This window comes from Shewanella eurypsychrophilus (assembly GCF_007004545.3).
In the GTDB taxonomy this organism is placed as follows: Bacteria; Pseudomonadota; Gammaproteobacteria; order Enterobacterales; family Shewanellaceae; genus Shewanella; species Shewanella eurypsychrophilus.
Map to the genome: position 1 here is coordinate 5,756,581 of NZ_CP045503.2, position 15,459 is coordinate 5,772,039.

The window sequence follows — 15,459 nt, forward strand, 5'->3', positions numbered from 1 at the left end:
CTTTTTATTTAACTCGCTATAGATTGCTAGAACGACCACCTACTGAGGCTTGATACTTCTTTAAACGCTCTGAATACTTATTACGCCAAAATGGATGGTCAGTATTATCCAGTGCTAATTGCTCATGCTTAATAGCTAGCTCTAACTCTTCAGCATCTGCATAGGCTGAAGCAAGTGCATCTTGGGCAGTATGAGAAGTGGGGTAATGCTCAACGGCAAGCAGATAGATAGCTAATGCTTTTTCAGCTCCCTCGGGAGAACCATTAGCTATTTCAGCCTCGGCCAAGGCAATTAACGAATCCGTTGCTGGCACTTCGAAACCATATTTCTCTTCAGAGAGATATTTATAGTGATCGAGTATCGCTTGCGGGCCTAGTCGTGAGATCTCCGAATCCGCTTTTAGCACCTGATGGTAATCATTAAACAAGAGTTCGATACCATAGGCGGTCGCCAAAATCGGCTGGGTCATGTAATAGGTGCCGTCGAAGCGTTTGATGTGGTAATCCAAGGTGGATGAGGCACTGGTTCTAATTATGGCTTCCATCTCGGCAAAGCTGGCTAACTGCCTTTCCTCAAAGCTGGAGTCACTGGTACTCATAAATAGAAAGCGTGGCTTACCTTTCATGGCTGCCAGTTTCTTAGGGGCATCTTTGATGACGTAAGCAAAGTCTTTGCTCAGTACCGGGCTGGCAACGAAATAGGCATTAAACAACTCGGGACGGTTAATCAAAGTATATAAGCCAAGCCCTGCATTACCGGTAAAGCCATTCATAATGCGAAAACCATTGGTTCGATACTGAGTGTCGATGGCTGGCAGGAGCGCTTGCTCCATAAAGTCCAACAGTTTAGTATCACCGCGCTCCTCAATAGCTAACCCCTTCCAATCCCCTAAGGTTTTATCACCATCAGGCGCAGTCACGATAATAGTTTCCAACCAAGGCCAATCACCATTATGACTCATCCAATCATGCATGCCATTGAGATATGCCTGGCTACGGGGGTGAAAGTCGAACATGACCACATAGCGTTTATCTGGATTGTCGAAGTAACTCGGCGGCAAGGTCACATTGAAAGAGAGTGGCTTATCAGACAGCGAGCTAGAAACATCTAGACTGGTGTTCAGTTGCTGCGGGTCAATGCCCTGTGCTTGGCTATGAGCAGCAAATAAAGTCACAGCGAGGAGTAGAGTGATACCGAAAACAAACTGCTTTAACATAAGTTTCATCTTCCATGAAATAAGTGATAGCCATCGAAGCTAACACGCTTTATGCGCTTTTAAAAACGGTCAAACTAGTAAGAAGTTGATCAGGGTATTATCAAGAGACTTACCTAAAGCAGATTTTTGGTAAATTTAGTACAGTTTGCTCACCGAATAAGCTAGCAATAGTGGTCAATTCAGCTTAGGATCGACGCATAAAAGTATTGTTATCAGTTACTGAAATAGCAATTTCAGACACATTGTGGAGTAATCATGGGTATCAGAGCCATCGTTGTAGATACAGCAGGTACAACAACCGAACTTAGCTTTATTAAGGACACGCTTTTTGCTTACTCAGCCAAGGCACTCCCCGATTTTCTTAAAGAAAATGAGCATAATGTATTAGTTGAAAACTGCATCTGCGACGTGAGGGATATCGCCCTTGAACCTGAGGCCTCACTGGAACGTGTTACTGAAATTTTACAGCTGTGGGTTGCAGAAGACCGTAAAGCAACACCATTGAAAACGCTGCAAGGTTTAATCTGGAAGCAAGGTTATTCCCAAGGTGAGTTCACTGGCCATATCTTCCCTGACTTTATCGAGAGCATCGAAGGGATTAAGCAGCAAAATATGCGTTTATATAGCTTTTCATCAGGCTCAGCAGAAGCGCAGAAGCTATTGTTTGCCCACAGTGATGGCGGTGACTTAACCCCACATTTCGATGGCCATTTCGATACTCGTACTGGTAACAAGCTATTCAAACAAGCTTACTGCAACATCATCAACACCATCAGCTTAGCGCCGAAACAGGTACTATACATCTCAGATGTGGTTGAAGAACTCAAAGCTGCTGAAGAGGCCGGCATGCGTACCATGCAGATGGTTCGCTCAAACGATCAACGCACAGGCAGCCATAAGCAGATCACTAGCTTTACAGAGCTGACGTTCTAATCTTCGAACATACTTTCATATTAGAAAGCACTCTATATAGAGTGCTTTTTTTATGTCTGCAGTCTATAAAATTTGTTCAACTTGTTGCCACTATGACATGCTGCTATGCTGCCTCTCAAGTTAAACGCTTGTTTGAATAATAACGGAGTCACCATGTTAGAAAAATTTATCGCACAGCACCCTATCTACACAGAGATACCTGTTGCTTGGGGAGAGATGGATGCCCTTCAACATGTGAATAATGTGGTCTATTTCAAATATTTTGAAACTGCAAGAATCGATTTTTTTACTCAAGTAAACCTACTTAGCAATCTGCAAACGACTCAAGTCGGCCCAGTACTGAGTGATAACCATGCCCGCTATAAACGCCCGGTGACTTTTCCTGATACATTACTTGTCGGCGTTAAGATTAGCGATATTCAAGCCGACCGTTTCATGATGCACTACACAGTATTTAGTCAGGCGCAGCAAGCGGTTACAACTTTAGGTAACTCGCTAGTGGTGATGTTTAATTTTAAAACTGGCAAGAAGGCTACACTGATCCCAGAGCTATTATCGGCGCTAAGAGATCACGAAGAAGAGAAGACTGAGGCGTAAATGGTTTAAACTGGGCTAGATCGGCTAACCTCGAGATTGAGGCTAGCTGTTGGTACGTACAGAAGTTTCTATGACTCTATCTACAGCTAAACGCCTGTCAGTTGAGATAACTGCGCTTTTACACCATCAGAGATAGGCTGACTCTTATCTATACCGTAATCGTAATGCACCAATGTGGTCTTAGCTTCTGCGGTCATCTTGCCACCCTGCCAGCTCTGCTGGGCCACCTCGAAGCTGCTATTACCCACGCGACTAATCCAAGTTTTCACCGATACAGCTGAACCATAGTTCGTTGGCGACGTATAGGCTATGGTGAAACCCGCCACGATTAGATTCCACTGACTCAAATCTAGGCTAGGATTAAAAATCTCAAATATCGGCTCACGGGCAGCCTCAAACCACACAGGAAGCACAGTATTATTGATATGGCCTAGGCCATCAGTTTCATTAAATCGGGGCTGAATGGCCAAGCTGAAAAAGGTCTCAGGTTTCATACGACTTCCTACTTTTATTCTTATTTTTATACTTATTACTTTGTTTAGTCCCTGATGATACGCCACGAAGTGGCGTACATAGAGATGCGCAGCAGATCTATCTGCAGACGTTAGCGAAGTTTTCAGTGAGATGCAATGAAACAGAAATAACAGGAAAAGCAGTTACGAGTATCGAGGAGCAAGTATTAAGATCAATTTCTTTCCATCCATGGGAAAGTGACATAAATGCTCCTGACATTACTCCCCTCCTAGTACATCCTGTACTCTGGGGATAAGTACTTCCATGTACAAAAAAGGGATGCCTAAGCATCCCTCATATTCACACTGTAATTACAGCATCTTGGCTCTTTCTATAAAATCCGTCACGCAGTGGCCCTATAGAGATGCGTAGCAGATCTATCTACCATACATCGCACTGATCTCACGAGCGTACTTATTGTAGATCACCTTGCGACGTAGCTTCATGGTCGGGGTGATTAGACCCGCTTCCATCGAAAAAGCTTCCGGCAATAGCGTAAATTTCTTAATCTTTTCGAAACCAGCAAGATCACTTTGTAATGTCTTGAGACGCTGTTCAAAGTGCTCAATCACATAGGTATTTCTCAGCAGTTCCATCGGTGATTCATAATGAATCCCCTTCTCTTTAGCCCAAGCTTCAAGGGTTTCAAATGCCGGAACAATCAAGGCTGAAACATAGTTCTTGGCGTCTGCAACGATGGCAACTTGCTCGATGAATGGGCAGCAACCCACTTTGCCTTCTACGCGTTGCGGTGCAATATACTTACCGTTAGAGGTTTTCATCAGCTCTTTGATGCGATCGGTAATAAACAGGTTGCCATGCTCATCGATTCGGCCTGCATCACCGGTTTTAAGCCAGCCATTTTCAAACGTCTGCTCTGTTTCTTGTGGTCGATTGTAGTAACCACGCATGACGGTATCGCCACGTAATAGAATTTCGTTATCTTTACCTAGCTTTATCTCAATTTCAGGTAAAGCCGCACCATTAGATCCCGGCACTCGATTAGCTAGAGTATTACAAGTTGCGGTAGCGGTAGTTTCGGTCATACCGTAGCCACATAAAACTGGCACATCGATACTCTGGAAGAAGGCACTGACATTCGGGTCAAGCGCTGCACCACCACAAGGCATAAACTTAAGACGACCACCTAAGACCTGCTTCAGCTTGCTAAAAACCAGTTTATCGGCAAGTTTCCACTGTAAGCTTAAGCCCAATGAAGCTTTATGTCGGCCCTGGCCCACTTCGGACTGCTTATGACCAACAGACATGGCCCAAGCAAACATCTTCTGCCTGAGTTCAGGCGCTTTAATGACCTTATCCTGAACTGCGCTATATACCTTTTCTAAAAATCTCGGTACCACACAAAGCGTATGAGGACGCACCTGGACTATGGCTTCTTTGACCGCCATAGGGTTTTGTAAATAGACGTTATGACCGCCTCGACAAAGTACGTAGAAGCTCCAGCCTCGCTCGAAAACATGACTAAGAGGCAAGAAAGCCAGCGACACATCACCAGGCGTAAATGGCAGGAAGTTATCATGCTGCTTAACCATAGAAGCGATATTGCGATAATCGAGCATCACGCCTTTTGGGTCCCCAGTAGTGCCAGAGGTATAAATTAATGTTAGTAAGTCATCAAGATTTGCAGCTTCAAGACGCTTATCCAGCTCTATCAGCGTTTTTGATGGATAGCTTTCAGCAATAAGATCATCAAAATAGTGATGGTTATCATTATCCTGCAACGTCACATTTTTATCGAACACCACGACTTTAACTAAGCTACTACAGGTATTCGTAAGCTCACAGGCCATTTGGTAATGTGCTTGGTCACCGGCGAAAATCAATTTTGCCTTAGCATCATCGACAATATAGCTCGCCTGCTCAAACGTACTGGTCGGATAGATAGGCACCACGACCGCACGAGTCTTGAGGCTGGCTATATCGGCACAGGTCCATTGAGGACAGTTTTGTGCCAAAATGACGATCCGATCTTGGGCGTCGAAACCAAAATGAATCAAAGCTTGGGCAATCTTAGTGCTTATGCTGTCGAAATCACTCCAGCTCACCTTGTGCCATGGGGCCGCCATTTCGAATCCTTCGAGCGCGATAGCTTCACCTAGTTGTAGGCTTTGCTGCTTAATTAAACGTGTTAAATGATACTGCTCGAGTGACATACTTTTGCGACCTTTTTTAGCGTACAGGTGTTCCTCTTTTAAGGTATTTTACGCGAATGGCTCAAGAAAAATAAGAGCAATAGCTCTGTTTCTGCTAAGTAAGCCACAGTTTTTTTTAAATGAAAGTGGTTAGACCAGATCGCCATCCCACAGTTTTTTACTTCCCCACCATAGAGTTACACTAGATAAGGTAACTAAAGCAAGATCTCCAGCTAACCAAGGCCAAACACTGGTTTCTTCGGAAATAATGCGTAAAGAGCTAGAAACCCAGGCAGAATGAGCAATAATTATCAACATTGTAGTGGACAGGTGTAGTGCCGATTTACAGGCGCTGCCAGCGCCTAGCAGGAAGCCACAACCAAACAATGAGCTCAAAACAAAGTGTGACCAGATAGCCAATGTTATCGCTGGATTAAACAGTGATATCACGGCAGCAGTCAGCCCCATTATGAGCGTAAACAAGATCAGTAATTTAAATTGAGCACGATTAAACGCATCTATCATGCCTTGCTTACCGCTAAAACCCGGTAGCATAAACAAGGTTTCTACCGCTCGCCAGCGCTGAATTCGACTCCAGTGCACCATAGTGCAAGCTACGCAGCTGAACTGCACCAGCAAAAATAGTGCGGGGATCTGCACGCCTAATAATTGAGAGAAAATAGCGATGCCGAGCGTGATTAGCGGCATAACCAGAATGAGCATGGCTAACAAGGGGCCCATAAAGAAGTTGACCGGATGCAAGAATGCTTCGAGCTTACAGATCAACCGATAAGATTTAGCCGCTGGTATCCATATCCCACCCATTTCTAAAGCATTTAGATAGACAGTTCGTGCATCTGGGTGCCAATGACTTCGCGAAGATTTTTGCCACGATGCCCAAGCTAAGCCTAAGTTTATGGCAAGCAGAATGGCAATCATGACCTGCGATAGATATAAGGCAATCGACTCCATAAAGAGCAAACATAGGTAGAGTAAGATCGACAGGTAATAGACACCTGGCTTTATCTGGCACATATAGACAAACAACAGACCGAGTCCAGTTGCTAACAGAAGATGAACAAATGCCCCTTCATTGCCCACAATCAGAGAAAGCATCATACCAATGGCAAATGAAGCCAATAACATAAAAGCACTTTGAAACAGAATATTCTGTCGGTACTCGGGAATGAGTATCGACCATTCAGTCGCAGCCAATCGGTTAAGTTGCCAGGCTACCGCTGCGGACACAGAGACTTGAGTCAAACCTAACAGCAGCGGGATAATCTGAGGTTTGTTAAATGCCAAACTGGGTAGCGTCATCAATAGAGCAAGCACAGCCACACCCATAAAGCTGGCACTACCGAGATCGAAAAACCAGAAACGTGTCACACCTGACAGACGGCGCTTGAGTAGAGTTAAGCCTGTAACACCGTCACTGCCGACTGCGACATCAGTATTGGCGCTCTTCATCGGTGCAGCTCCATAAATAACTGCTCGAGGTTCAGCGATTCGGCGTGTATTGATTGGTGTTTTGCCGCATTAAAATTATCCACCAGCACTTTATTACCCTGATGATTCAGTACATGTAGATCGCCAGGCACTTCATCATCGGCACCTAGGCTCAATAATTTGACCTGTTCGCGGACACTATCCATCTCTTTAAAAAGTACCAACTTACCGGATTTCATCAGGGCTAGATGGCTGGCAACACGCTCTAAATCTGAGGTGATATGCGAAGAAAACAGTACAGCTGAGCCTGAATCTAATGCCAACTCGAACAGATCAGACATAAATTTACGTCGAGCAATAGGATCTAAACTGGCCACAGGCTCATCTAAGATAAGTAGCTTAGGTCGATAGGCCATGGCCATGATCAAGGCGAGAGACTGACGTTGACCCACCGAAAGGCGTTGTACTTGCTGAGCTGGATCCAGATCGAAACGTTCTAGCCAGGTATCTTCAAGTGCTCGGTCCCATTCAGGGTAGAAGCTGCGGTGTAATTCTAGCGAGCGTGAGACACTAAAACCTTCATAGCCAAAAGGCTGCTGAGGTACATAACCTATCTGCGCCTTAGCTGCAGAGCTCAGTTGATGAACTGGCTCACCTAAAGTGGTAATTGAACCAGAATTAGGCTCGATAATCCCCAGAGCACAACGCATCAAGGTCGACTTACCAGCGCCATTTTGCCCCAAAAGGCCGACAACCATACCAGGATAAAGCGACATGCTCAGTTCATTGAGCGCTGTTTTATCGGCTGTAGCCTTAGCTGAGAATCGTTTAGTCACTTTGCTAAACTCGAGAATCGGCGCTTGGTTCACATCCATCAGTTCAATCCTTTGTTTTATTTGGTTTTCACTACCAACAACTTTCGATGAGCTTTATCAGTTCATCTCGGCTTATTCCTAGCTGTTTGGCCTGAGACAACAGATTGTCGACGTCCGGCTTAAGTAACTGAGCACTCGAGGTGGTCTCACTCGGTTCACGTTTTGCAACCCGTGTCGGTTGGCCACGTCGCCTCTCTAACCAGCCTTGCTCAACCAGTTGCTGCACCGCTCTGGATACCGTCATCGGGTTCACAGAAAGATGCTCAGCCATCTGCCGCACCGAAGGCAGCACTTGTTCTGTTTCTAGTTGGCCACCCACAATCAAACGCACTATCTGTTCGCTCAACTGCCGATATATAGGTTCGCCACTACTGGGGTTGACATTTATTAGTTCTAACATTAGCCTTTAGATACTGTATTAATACATTGATACACCGATACAGTAATAATCTAACATAGATTGAATAATTTTCAACAAAGGAATTGGCAACATGTTGTATGGAAAGCTAGACAGGTCCGAGGCAGTAGAAGCCGTCAATACAATTAAAGGGAAGCCGTTGATGACATTGATTAGCACGTTACTTGTTAGTAGCGTTATTTTGAGTCTGCCAGCCTTTGCATCTGTCGACTCAGATAGCAGCAAGCAGGATGCACAACAGTCGCACCAAAATGAAAGCCACTGTTATGTGGATGGTCTATCTGAACAACTCAACTGCGGCTTTATCACAGTAGCCGAAAATCCAGCTAAGCCAGATGGAAAGCAGATTGAGATCCATTATGTGGTGTTGCCAGGGATTAAAAATAGCGACCATACTCAAGCATTTCTCGCTATTGCTGGCGGTCCTGGCCAATCAGCGATCGACAACGCTGCGGGCTTTAACCGCATGTTCAGTAAGGTACGTCAAAAAAGAGATATCCTACTTATCGATCAGCGTGGCACTGGCCGCTCTAACATTTTAAATTGTGAAGGTGAAGGTTTCGACAGTGCACTGGCGATCAACGAAGCTGATTTCGATGTTGCCGAAGAGACTCAAGCCTGTCTGGATAAAATTATTGATTCGGATGTCACCCAATATGGCAGCCTTAATGCGCTGAACGATTTCGAAGCGGTGCGTAAACACCTTGGCTATCAAAAATTGCATGTTTATGGCATCTCTTACGGCACACGCATGGCTCAGCTATACCTGCGTCACCACCCAGAAGTATTATCGACAGTTACCATAGATGGTGTAGTCCCTATGCAGCAAAGTGTGCTTGCTATAGGGAATGCTATCAGCCGCGCCTTCGACCTCTTGATTAAAGATTGCAATAGCAGCTCACTGTGTGGTGCTCAATTTCCAAATCTTAAAGCTGACTTAGACAGTGTCGATGCCAAACTCACAATCGCTCCGGTTATCAGCCAAGTTCGCGACCCATTAACTGGCGAAGCAACCCAGCTCACCATGACCCGCGCTAAATTTATGGGTGCCATAAGAATGGCCCTTTATATGCCCAATGTTCGAGCGCTTATTCCCCATGCAATCAGTGAAGCTGCCAAAGAAAATTATCAACCGATCATGGGCCTATACTCCCTCACTATAGATAGCACAGGTATTGCCATGGGCATGCACGCCTCAGTGATCTGTGGTGAAGACTGGCAACGTATGACAGCCGAAGAGCGGGAATCGGCTAACTCCACCTATTTCGGCTCTGAGATGATAAAGACATTCGAGCAATCTTGCGCCATCTGGAACATGCCAGCAGTCGCTGCCGACTTTTCAGCGCCCATTAGCAGTGATATTCCCATACTCGTACTATCCGGTGAGTTAGACCCTGCTACGCCACCAAGTTGGGGGGAACTCGCCATGGAAAAACTGACCAATGCGCAACACTTTATCGCCCCCTATGCGACTCACGGTGTCGCCCATCAATCTTGTGCTAATGACCTTATTGCCGAGCTTGTCGAAACGGGTAGCGTAAAAGAGATAGATGGAGAGTGTCTCAACAAAGATGTCAGCCGTAACTTCTATCTCAATGCCAGTACGGTTGAGGCGATTCCCTCTACAGAGCAAGAAAACCAACAAGTAAAACCAGCAGCCCAAGGAGCGAGCCATGATTAAAGTATCAAATCTATCAAAGCGTATTTGCGAGGTTCAGGCACTCGACAATCTTAGCTTCGAGGCTAAAGATGGCCAAATCACCGGACTGCTTGGTCCAAACGGCGCAGGTAAAACCACTTGTCTAAGAACCGTTTTTGGTCTGTTGCAGGCCGATGAAGGCAAAGCCGAAATCGATGGTATCGATGTGTCTAAGTTCCCGATTGAGGCCAAACAACAATTAGGGCTATTTCCCGATCCATTTGGTCTTTATGAGCGCTTATCTCCGCGGGAATACATTAGTTATTTCGCAGAATTAAATGGCCTGTCTCGTAAAGAAGCTAAAACTGCCACCGCTAAAGTACTCACCCAGCTGCATATGGATGATATCGCCGATCGTCGCTGCAAAGGCTTCTCTCAGGGCCAACGCATGAAGACAGCTCTGGCTCAAGCCATCGTCCACCAGCCGACAAACATCATACTCGATGAGCCAACCCGAGGCCTGGATGTGATGAGTACCCGCGTGCTCAGAGATCTACTCAAGGCACTAAAGGACCAAGGTCACTGCGTGCTCTTCTCTAGTCATGTGATGCAAGAGGTCGCCGCACTGTGTGATCAGGTAATAGTGATGGCTGACGGCAAAGTCGTTGCCACCGGTAGCCCGGATGAACTATGCCAACAGACAGGCAAAGAGTCACTTGAGGATGCTTTCATCAAACTAATCGGCACAGACGAAGGAATCGCAGCATGATGAACAAGATAATCAATTATAGAGATTCGAATGGGCCGAGCTGGTTAGCTGGAAGCTTTAGAGGAATCGCAGCATGATGAACAAAATAATAACTATGGTTCGAAAGGAACTTATCGATGCAGCGAGAGATAAGCGATCGGTAATGGCTGGACTCTATTACGCTATCGGTACACCTTTGATGATGTGCGGCATGTTTATGTTGCTAATCGGTCAGATGTCGAGCCCGGAAGATCTCAACATCAAGATAGACAATGCTGACAATGCACCGGATCTTATCAAGTATCTCTCAAGCCAAGGCATAAGCCACGGCGATAGCCAAAGCACCAATGATGAAGGTGACAAGCTGGACGTTAAAGATATTCGCTTAGTGATCAGTGATGACTATGCCGCCCAGATGGCCAAAGGTATGAGCGCCGAAATCACGCTTATCGCCGATAAATCTAACGAGAAACTACAAAACTCAATCCGCCGCCTTGAACGTAACCTACAGACCTATAGCGCAGAAATGGGCAGCTTACGCCTGATAGCCAGAGGAATAGATCCAAGAGTGGTGCAACCCATTAAGATAAATGTTGAGGATCAGGCCACGCCGGATTCGAAAGGCGGAGTGATCTTAGGCGTTGCCACTATGACCATGATTTATGCTGTATTTATTTCAGGCATGAATTTAGCGATTGATACCAGTGCTGGTGAGCGAGAACGTAACTCGTTATCTCTGCTACTCAGCCATCCTGTATCAACCCGCAGCATAGTGTTAGCTAAGGTGTTTTCCGTTACGGTATTTGCCATGTTAGGCCTGCTGTTAACCCTGATTATGTCCAAAATTTCCTATGCCTTTGTACCTTGGCAGGAACTTGGATTTACCGTCAATATCAGCACTGACTTCATCTTACTCATGATGTTGATTGGTTTGCCGATTGCCATGATGGCAGCCAGCTTACAGCTGTTTGTTTCCTTTATGGCCAAGACGTTTAAAGAGGCGCAGTCCTACCTAACTTTAGTCTTGATAGTCCCTATGATGTTATCTATGGCTGCCAGCTACAATATTGCACCTGACACCTTGCAGTGGCTGCCAGTATCAGGCCAACAGCAAGCATTAATCGCCTTTATCAAGGGTCGAGAGATCCCTATGTTGCAGCTACTACTGTCATCGTTAACGACATTAATCATAGCGGCAGGCCTCACTTTTGGCATGGAAAGATCACTCAAGAGCGAGAAGATAGTTTTCGGTTTATAGATAAGAAATGTTGAGCCCGGGGTGTTCGTGCACCGGGCTTATACCGCTTGGTATTAATCAAAAGGAGAAACGTCATGGAAAAAGAACTCATCATCATGGTTATCATGATCGTAGCAATTGCCAGTGTGACCTTCACCGAAGGTTTTAAACAGTATCTCAGGCTTAGAAAAGTAACCAAGATGGAAATTAACCAAGATGAATTGGAATTGCTACGTAAGCAGAATCGTCATCTCGAATCCAGAGTGCAGACTCTCGAGAAGATAGTCACAGATGGCAGCTATGACCTAAAGCAGCAGATTAACTCACTCTGATGTATGCGACTTAATACTACTGACTTGCACGCCCTGGTAAAACAGGGATCTACGGCTCTGCCAACAGAAAAAGTTAGCAGCAGCTGTGGGTATTAAACTTCTCTCTATAAGCCCTTGGCGATAAGCTTGTCAGCTGAATAAACAGCTTTCTAAATGAACTCACATCTTCGTAGCCAACTCTATCTACGATCTGCTCTAGGGCCAGTTCAGTGGTTTCGAGTAATCGCTTAGCCTCATCAACACGCAAACGCTGCATATAGCTAGCTGGCGTCTCATTAAGTGCCTTCTTAAAACGCCTGATCATAGTTCGCTTACCCACAGCAAACTTATCGGCAATATCATCGAGTAGGAAACTCTGCCCTATGTGTGCCTGCATCCAGTTTTGGATTTTAGACACCAACTCATCTTTGTGATTACTCACCCCAACAGATAGCTCCATAGACATGAAAGGTTGCTGCGAGGTTCTATTAGGGTCGATTAACAGTATTTTGGCCATCTGATGGGCGATCTGTTCACCGGCAAGAATACCAATCAGGTGAAGTGCCAGACTCAGGTTTGATGTCGTCGCCCCAGCGGTATGAAAGTGTTCGTCGGAAATAACCAGTTTATCCATACAGAGATCCACATCGGGAAAATTCCGCTCAAACATCTCCCTTAACCACCAAACGGTCGTTGCCCTGTGGCCATTGAGCAAGCCAGAGGCGGCTAACATCAAGGTACCGGAGCAATAAGCCGCCACGGGTTTACCACTGGCTGCAAACACTCTTAGTGGCTCGAATAAAGGTTCAAACTCATTGAGGTATGCTTGAAACTCCTCTCTGCTAGTCACAAAGGCTGACGCCAGAATAACCGCATCGGCTTGCAGAATATCTTCGGGTTTATCCAGGCCTATGGCAGGAATTTGAATATGCTGATTGGTATTCACCGGCTGGCCATCATATGAAACCACATGACAATGAAACAGATCTTCTGTTGCCTCAGGGTTCATGCGTCGCCAATAGACATTGCAGAAACTGAACACATCCAGAAAGCTGACAATACCACCAGCAACGACATTACCAGCAGCCAGTATTGTGATCTTCTTCATGCAGTCTCTCCTCAAGTTCAATCATCACAACAAAGTGATGATCAAAGTAAATTGTCACTTTTAACCCTTATTTTGTCAATAATGACACTTTCGAGAAGTTTGTCTAGTTTTTATACTGAGTCCATAGCAATTAATGCTGAGGTTGAAAGCAACCTTAATCATTTTTCAGAAAACAGTACTAGTCACAATCGGTAGTAAACCGTAGGAGTAGATAATGTCACAATCGAATAAGCACCTGATGATGAGTCTGAGTTATCTAGGAATAAGCTGGGCTTTGCTATTTTGGCTACATTTCAGCACCGAGCCTAATATCTTTGCGCATTTGGTCGCTATCCCCAGCTTACTTATGTTCACCGGGTATAGTGCCTACCAAATAATAAAGAAGGGTGTTTAGCTAGGTCGTATAACTAAAGCTTAAATTGCTGAACCAGAAGCTGCAGCTCTTTAGCCATCTCGGCTAATCTCTCACTCTCGGTTGACGTAGAGTTAGCACCTTCAGCAGCTTCTTCAGCAGCATGACTAATATTGACGATATTAGCGTTAATCTCTTCAGATACAGCCGATTGCTCTTCGGCTGCTGTAGCAATCTGAGTGTTCATTTCAGTTATTGTACCAATTGACTCTGTGATCATCTTCAGCGCTTCACCAGCAGATTTTGCGTGATTCACGCTGTCATCTGCATATTTTCGACTATCTGACATCACATTTACAGCCACTTTAGTACCGCTCTGTAGCTTCTCAATCATAGACTGAATCTCTTCGGTCGACTCTTGGGTTCTGCTTGCTAACGTTCGAACTTCATCAGCGACAACGGCGAAACCTCGACCTTGCTCACCGGCTCTTGCTGCTTCGATCGCGGCATTTAATGCCAGTAAGTTAGTCTGCTGAGCAATACCTTTAATAACATCCAGAATGGTACCAATCTGATTGCTGTCCTTTTCTAGGTTTTGTATTACTTCCGCAGCACTTTCTATCTCAGCCGCTAAACCAACAATCGTATCCACTGTATTATTGACGACTTTCATACCATCTTTAGACTGACTATCGGTTTCGTTAGCTGCATCAGCTGCATCATTAGCATTTTTAGCCACCTCTACAACCGTGGCTGTCATCTCATTCATCGCAGTAGCCACCATATCCAGCTCATGCCTCTGAGTTTGTACCGAAGTTGCTGTTACCGAGGTAACCTGCGCCATGCCTTCGGCAGATTGAGCCAATTGCATAGACGTATTAGACACACTGTTAATGCTGGTCTGAAACTTATCCAACATCAAATTGAATGCATTTGAGAGGGCTGCAAACTCGTCCTTGCTGGTAACTTGAGTACGTTGTGTCAAATCTGAGTTACGTTCAATATCATCAATAGAGCGAGTTAAACTACTAAGAGAATTTAAAATTGTACGAGCAACAAAAAACAGGATCAGTCCACCAATCACAAACGAAGCAATGGTAATGATAATAAGCTGCTGTTTCATATCAGACATAGAGACGATTGCAGCTTGTTGTACTTCGCTTCTGGCAGCCTCTTCGGCGTTAACTAACTCTTTAAAACTACTTCTTGCCTTGTTAGCAAAAGGACTTGCTCCTGTTCGATAAGATGCCCATGCTGCTTGCAGCACTTCTGGCGTTCGGTCGACAGACTTAAGCTGCAACATACGTGTGCGGCCATCTTCTAAAAAGGTTTTTGTGGCCTGCTTAGAATTTGCAGCAAGTTGACTGAGACGACTTCTGGCATTCGAATCTGAAATAAGATTGAGTGACTCTTCAAGATGATCAAAATGGCTATAAATATCTCTGATCCGGGTATCGAGAAGTGAATAGTTTTTACTAAAATCATCCCCTAGCATGATGCTTCTGGATAATCGGGAGACATAATTCATATCACGGCTAATGGATAAGACATACTTCTGGCTACTCACACCAGCTTGATCGTATTCATTGAACTTATCCGCCACAAAATTAGTGTTCACTATGACATCAAGCAGAATAGTCATTCCAGCGAGTCCGAACACTAACATCACAGCCATCAATTTACGTTTGATGCTCCATGAAGATAAAAACTCCATTTATCACTCCTAGTTACTGATATTAACCTAAAAAGTATAGGCCATCATTTGATCCTTAAGAGTAAAACAAATGACGTATAGAAGGAGCTGCTAATTTATGCGAAAAGGATAAAAAGTTGTGAAAAAATGTAAAAATATCCATCAAATCGATACTGTATGGAATGGCTGGGGGAGATAGAGAGCGCATCTAGACACG

The 15,459-nt window shown here is 45.0% G+C and carries 14 protein-coding genes; 6 read left to right on the plus strand and 8 right to left on the minus strand.

All coding sequences use genetic code 11. The annotated features are described in order from the left end of the window. Positions 1 to 16: 16 nt before the first annotated feature. Positions 17 to 1,216 carry an alpha/beta hydrolase-fold protein gene (locus tag FM038_RS24810; RefSeq protein ID WP_142873329.1) on the minus strand — a complete coding sequence of 400 codons (1,200 nt, stop codon included), beginning with the start codon at positions 1,214 to 1,216 and terminating at the stop codon, positions 17 to 19. Positions 1,217 to 1,471: 255 nt separating this feature from the next. Between FM038_RS24810 and mtnC the strand changes: the two genes are divergently transcribed. After that, entirely contained in the window at positions 1,472 to 2,149 is a 678-nt protein-coding gene (gene mtnC / locus FM038_RS24815) for an acireductone synthase (protein WP_142873328.1), read from the plus strand. A 153-nt stretch (positions 2,150 to 2,302) separates the two neighbouring features. Beyond that, positions 2,303 to 2,746: an acyl-CoA thioesterase gene (locus FM038_RS24820; RefSeq protein WP_142873327.1), complete on the plus strand. Its 444-nt coding sequence runs from the start codon at positions 2,303 to 2,305 to the stop codon at positions 2,744 to 2,746. An 86-nt stretch (positions 2,747 to 2,832) separates the two neighbouring features. Here the strand turns inward: FM038_RS24820 and FM038_RS24825 are convergent, their stop codons facing one another. The 5 genes from FM038_RS24825 to FM038_RS24845 form a co-directional block, all read right to left on the minus strand. Continuing rightward, positions 2,833 to 3,240, minus strand: coding sequence for an acyl-CoA thioesterase (locus FM038_RS24825; RefSeq protein WP_142873326.1), 408 nt, complete (start codon positions 3,238 to 3,240; stop codon positions 2,833 to 2,835). 396 nt (positions 3,241 to 3,636) lie between these two features. Further along, positions 3,637 to 5,433 (minus strand): AMP-dependent synthetase/ligase, encoded by a 1,797-nt coding sequence (locus tag FM038_RS24830; protein ID WP_142873325.1) that lies wholly within the window; start codon positions 5,431 to 5,433, stop codon positions 3,637 to 3,639. 129 nt (positions 5,434 to 5,562) lie between these two features. Further along, positions 5,563 to 6,882, minus strand: a complete 1,320-nt coding sequence (locus FM038_RS24835; protein WP_142873324.1) for a hypothetical protein — start codon at positions 6,880 to 6,882, stop codon at positions 5,563 to 5,565. Beyond that, positions 6,879 to 7,736, minus strand: coding sequence for an ABC transporter ATP-binding protein (locus tag FM038_RS24840; RefSeq protein ID WP_142873323.1), 858 nt, complete (start codon positions 7,734 to 7,736; stop codon positions 6,879 to 6,881). Before FM038_RS24840 ends, FM038_RS24835 begins: the two co-directional genes overlap by 4 nt. Before the next feature lie 31 nt (positions 7,737 to 7,767). Beyond that, positions 7,768 to 8,136 (minus strand): GntR family transcriptional regulator, encoded by a 369-nt coding sequence (locus FM038_RS24845; RefSeq protein WP_142873322.1) that lies wholly within the window; start codon positions 8,134 to 8,136, stop codon positions 7,768 to 7,770. A gap of 160 nt (positions 8,137 to 8,296) precedes the next feature. On the opposite strand from FM038_RS24845, the gene FM038_RS24850 reads away from it, so the two are divergent. From FM038_RS24850 to FM038_RS24865, 4 genes are all read left to right on the plus strand, one after another. Next, complete coding sequence (locus FM038_RS24850; protein WP_223292966.1) at positions 8,297 to 9,835, plus strand: alpha/beta hydrolase; 1,539 nt, start codon at positions 8,297 to 8,299, stop codon at positions 9,833 to 9,835. After that, positions 9,828 to 10,562, plus strand: a complete 735-nt coding sequence (locus FM038_RS24855) for an ABC transporter ATP-binding protein (RefSeq protein ID WP_142873320.1) — start codon at positions 9,828 to 9,830, stop codon at positions 10,560 to 10,562. The genes FM038_RS24850 and FM038_RS24855 overlap by 8 nt, the downstream gene beginning before the upstream one ends. A 76-nt stretch (positions 10,563 to 10,638) precedes the next feature. Continuing rightward, positions 10,639 to 11,799 carry an ABC transporter permease gene (locus tag FM038_RS24860; protein ID WP_142873566.1) on the plus strand — a complete coding sequence of 387 codons (1,161 nt, stop codon included), beginning with the start codon at positions 10,639 to 10,641 and terminating at the stop codon, positions 11,797 to 11,799. 74 nt (positions 11,800 to 11,873) lie between these two features. Then, the gene (locus tag FM038_RS24865; protein ID WP_142873319.1) at positions 11,874 to 12,110 is read left to right on the plus strand and encodes a hypothetical protein; all 237 of its coding nucleotides are present in this window, start codon (positions 11,874 to 11,876) and stop codon (positions 12,108 to 12,110) included. Between the two features lie 73 nt (positions 12,111 to 12,183). On the opposite strand, the gene FM038_RS24870 is transcribed toward FM038_RS24865, so the two are convergent. After that, a complete protein-coding gene (locus FM038_RS24870; RefSeq protein ID WP_142873318.1) occupies positions 12,184 to 13,197 on the minus strand; it encodes a GlxA family transcriptional regulator in 1,014 nt (337 codons plus the stop codon). Between the two features lie 407 nt (positions 13,198 to 13,604). Beyond that, complete coding sequence (locus FM038_RS24875) at positions 13,605 to 15,263, minus strand: methyl-accepting chemotaxis protein (RefSeq protein WP_142873316.1); 1,659 nt, start codon at positions 15,261 to 15,263, stop codon at positions 13,605 to 13,607. Positions 15,264 to 15,459: the final 196 nt, after the last annotated feature.

Excerpts from the sequence above, each read along its gene's own strand:
- FM038_RS24810 (WP_142873329.1), bottom strand. The coding sequence starts at position 1,216 with ATGTTAAAGCAGTTTGTTTTCGGTATCACTCTACTCCTCGCTGTGACT.
- mtnC (WP_142873328.1), top strand. The coding sequence starts at position 1,472 with ATGGGTATCAGAGCCATCGTTGTAGATACAGCAGGTACAACAACCGAA.
- FM038_RS24820 (WP_142873327.1), top strand. The coding sequence starts at position 2,303 with ATGTTAGAAAAATTTATCGCACAGCACCCTATCTACACAGAGATACCT.
- FM038_RS24825 (WP_142873326.1), bottom strand. The coding sequence starts at position 3,240 with ATGAAACCTGAGACCTTTTTCAGCTTGGCCATTCAGCCCCGATTTAAT.
- FM038_RS24830 (WP_142873325.1), bottom strand. The coding sequence starts at position 5,433 with ATGTCACTCGAGCAGTATCATTTAACACGTTTAATTAAGCAGCAAAGC.
- FM038_RS24835 (WP_142873324.1), bottom strand. The coding sequence starts at position 6,882 with ATGAAGAGCGCCAATACTGATGTCGCAGTCGGCAGTGACGGTGTTACA.
- FM038_RS24840 (WP_142873323.1), bottom strand. The coding sequence starts at position 7,736 with ATGGATGTGAACCAAGCGCCGATTCTCGAGTTTAGCAAAGTGACTAAA.
- FM038_RS24845 (WP_142873322.1), bottom strand. The coding sequence starts at position 8,136 with ATGTTAGAACTAATAAATGTCAACCCCAGTAGTGGCGAACCTATATAT.
- FM038_RS24850 (WP_223292966.1), top strand. The coding sequence starts at position 8,297 with ATGACATTGATTAGCACGTTACTTGTTAGTAGCGTTATTTTGAGTCTG.
- FM038_RS24855 (WP_142873320.1), top strand. The coding sequence starts at position 9,828 with ATGATTAAAGTATCAAATCTATCAAAGCGTATTTGCGAGGTTCAGGCA.
- FM038_RS24860 (WP_142873566.1), top strand. The coding sequence starts at position 10,639 with ATGAACAAAATAATAACTATGGTTCGAAAGGAACTTATCGATGCAGCG.
- FM038_RS24865 (WP_142873319.1), top strand. The coding sequence starts at position 11,874 with ATGGAAAAAGAACTCATCATCATGGTTATCATGATCGTAGCAATTGCC.
- FM038_RS24870 (WP_142873318.1), bottom strand. The coding sequence starts at position 13,197 with ATGAAGAAGATCACAATACTGGCTGCTGGTAATGTCGTTGCTGGTGGT.
- FM038_RS24875 (WP_142873316.1), bottom strand. The coding sequence starts at position 15,263 with ATGGAGTTTTTATCTTCATGGAGCATCAAACGTAAATTGATGGCTGTG.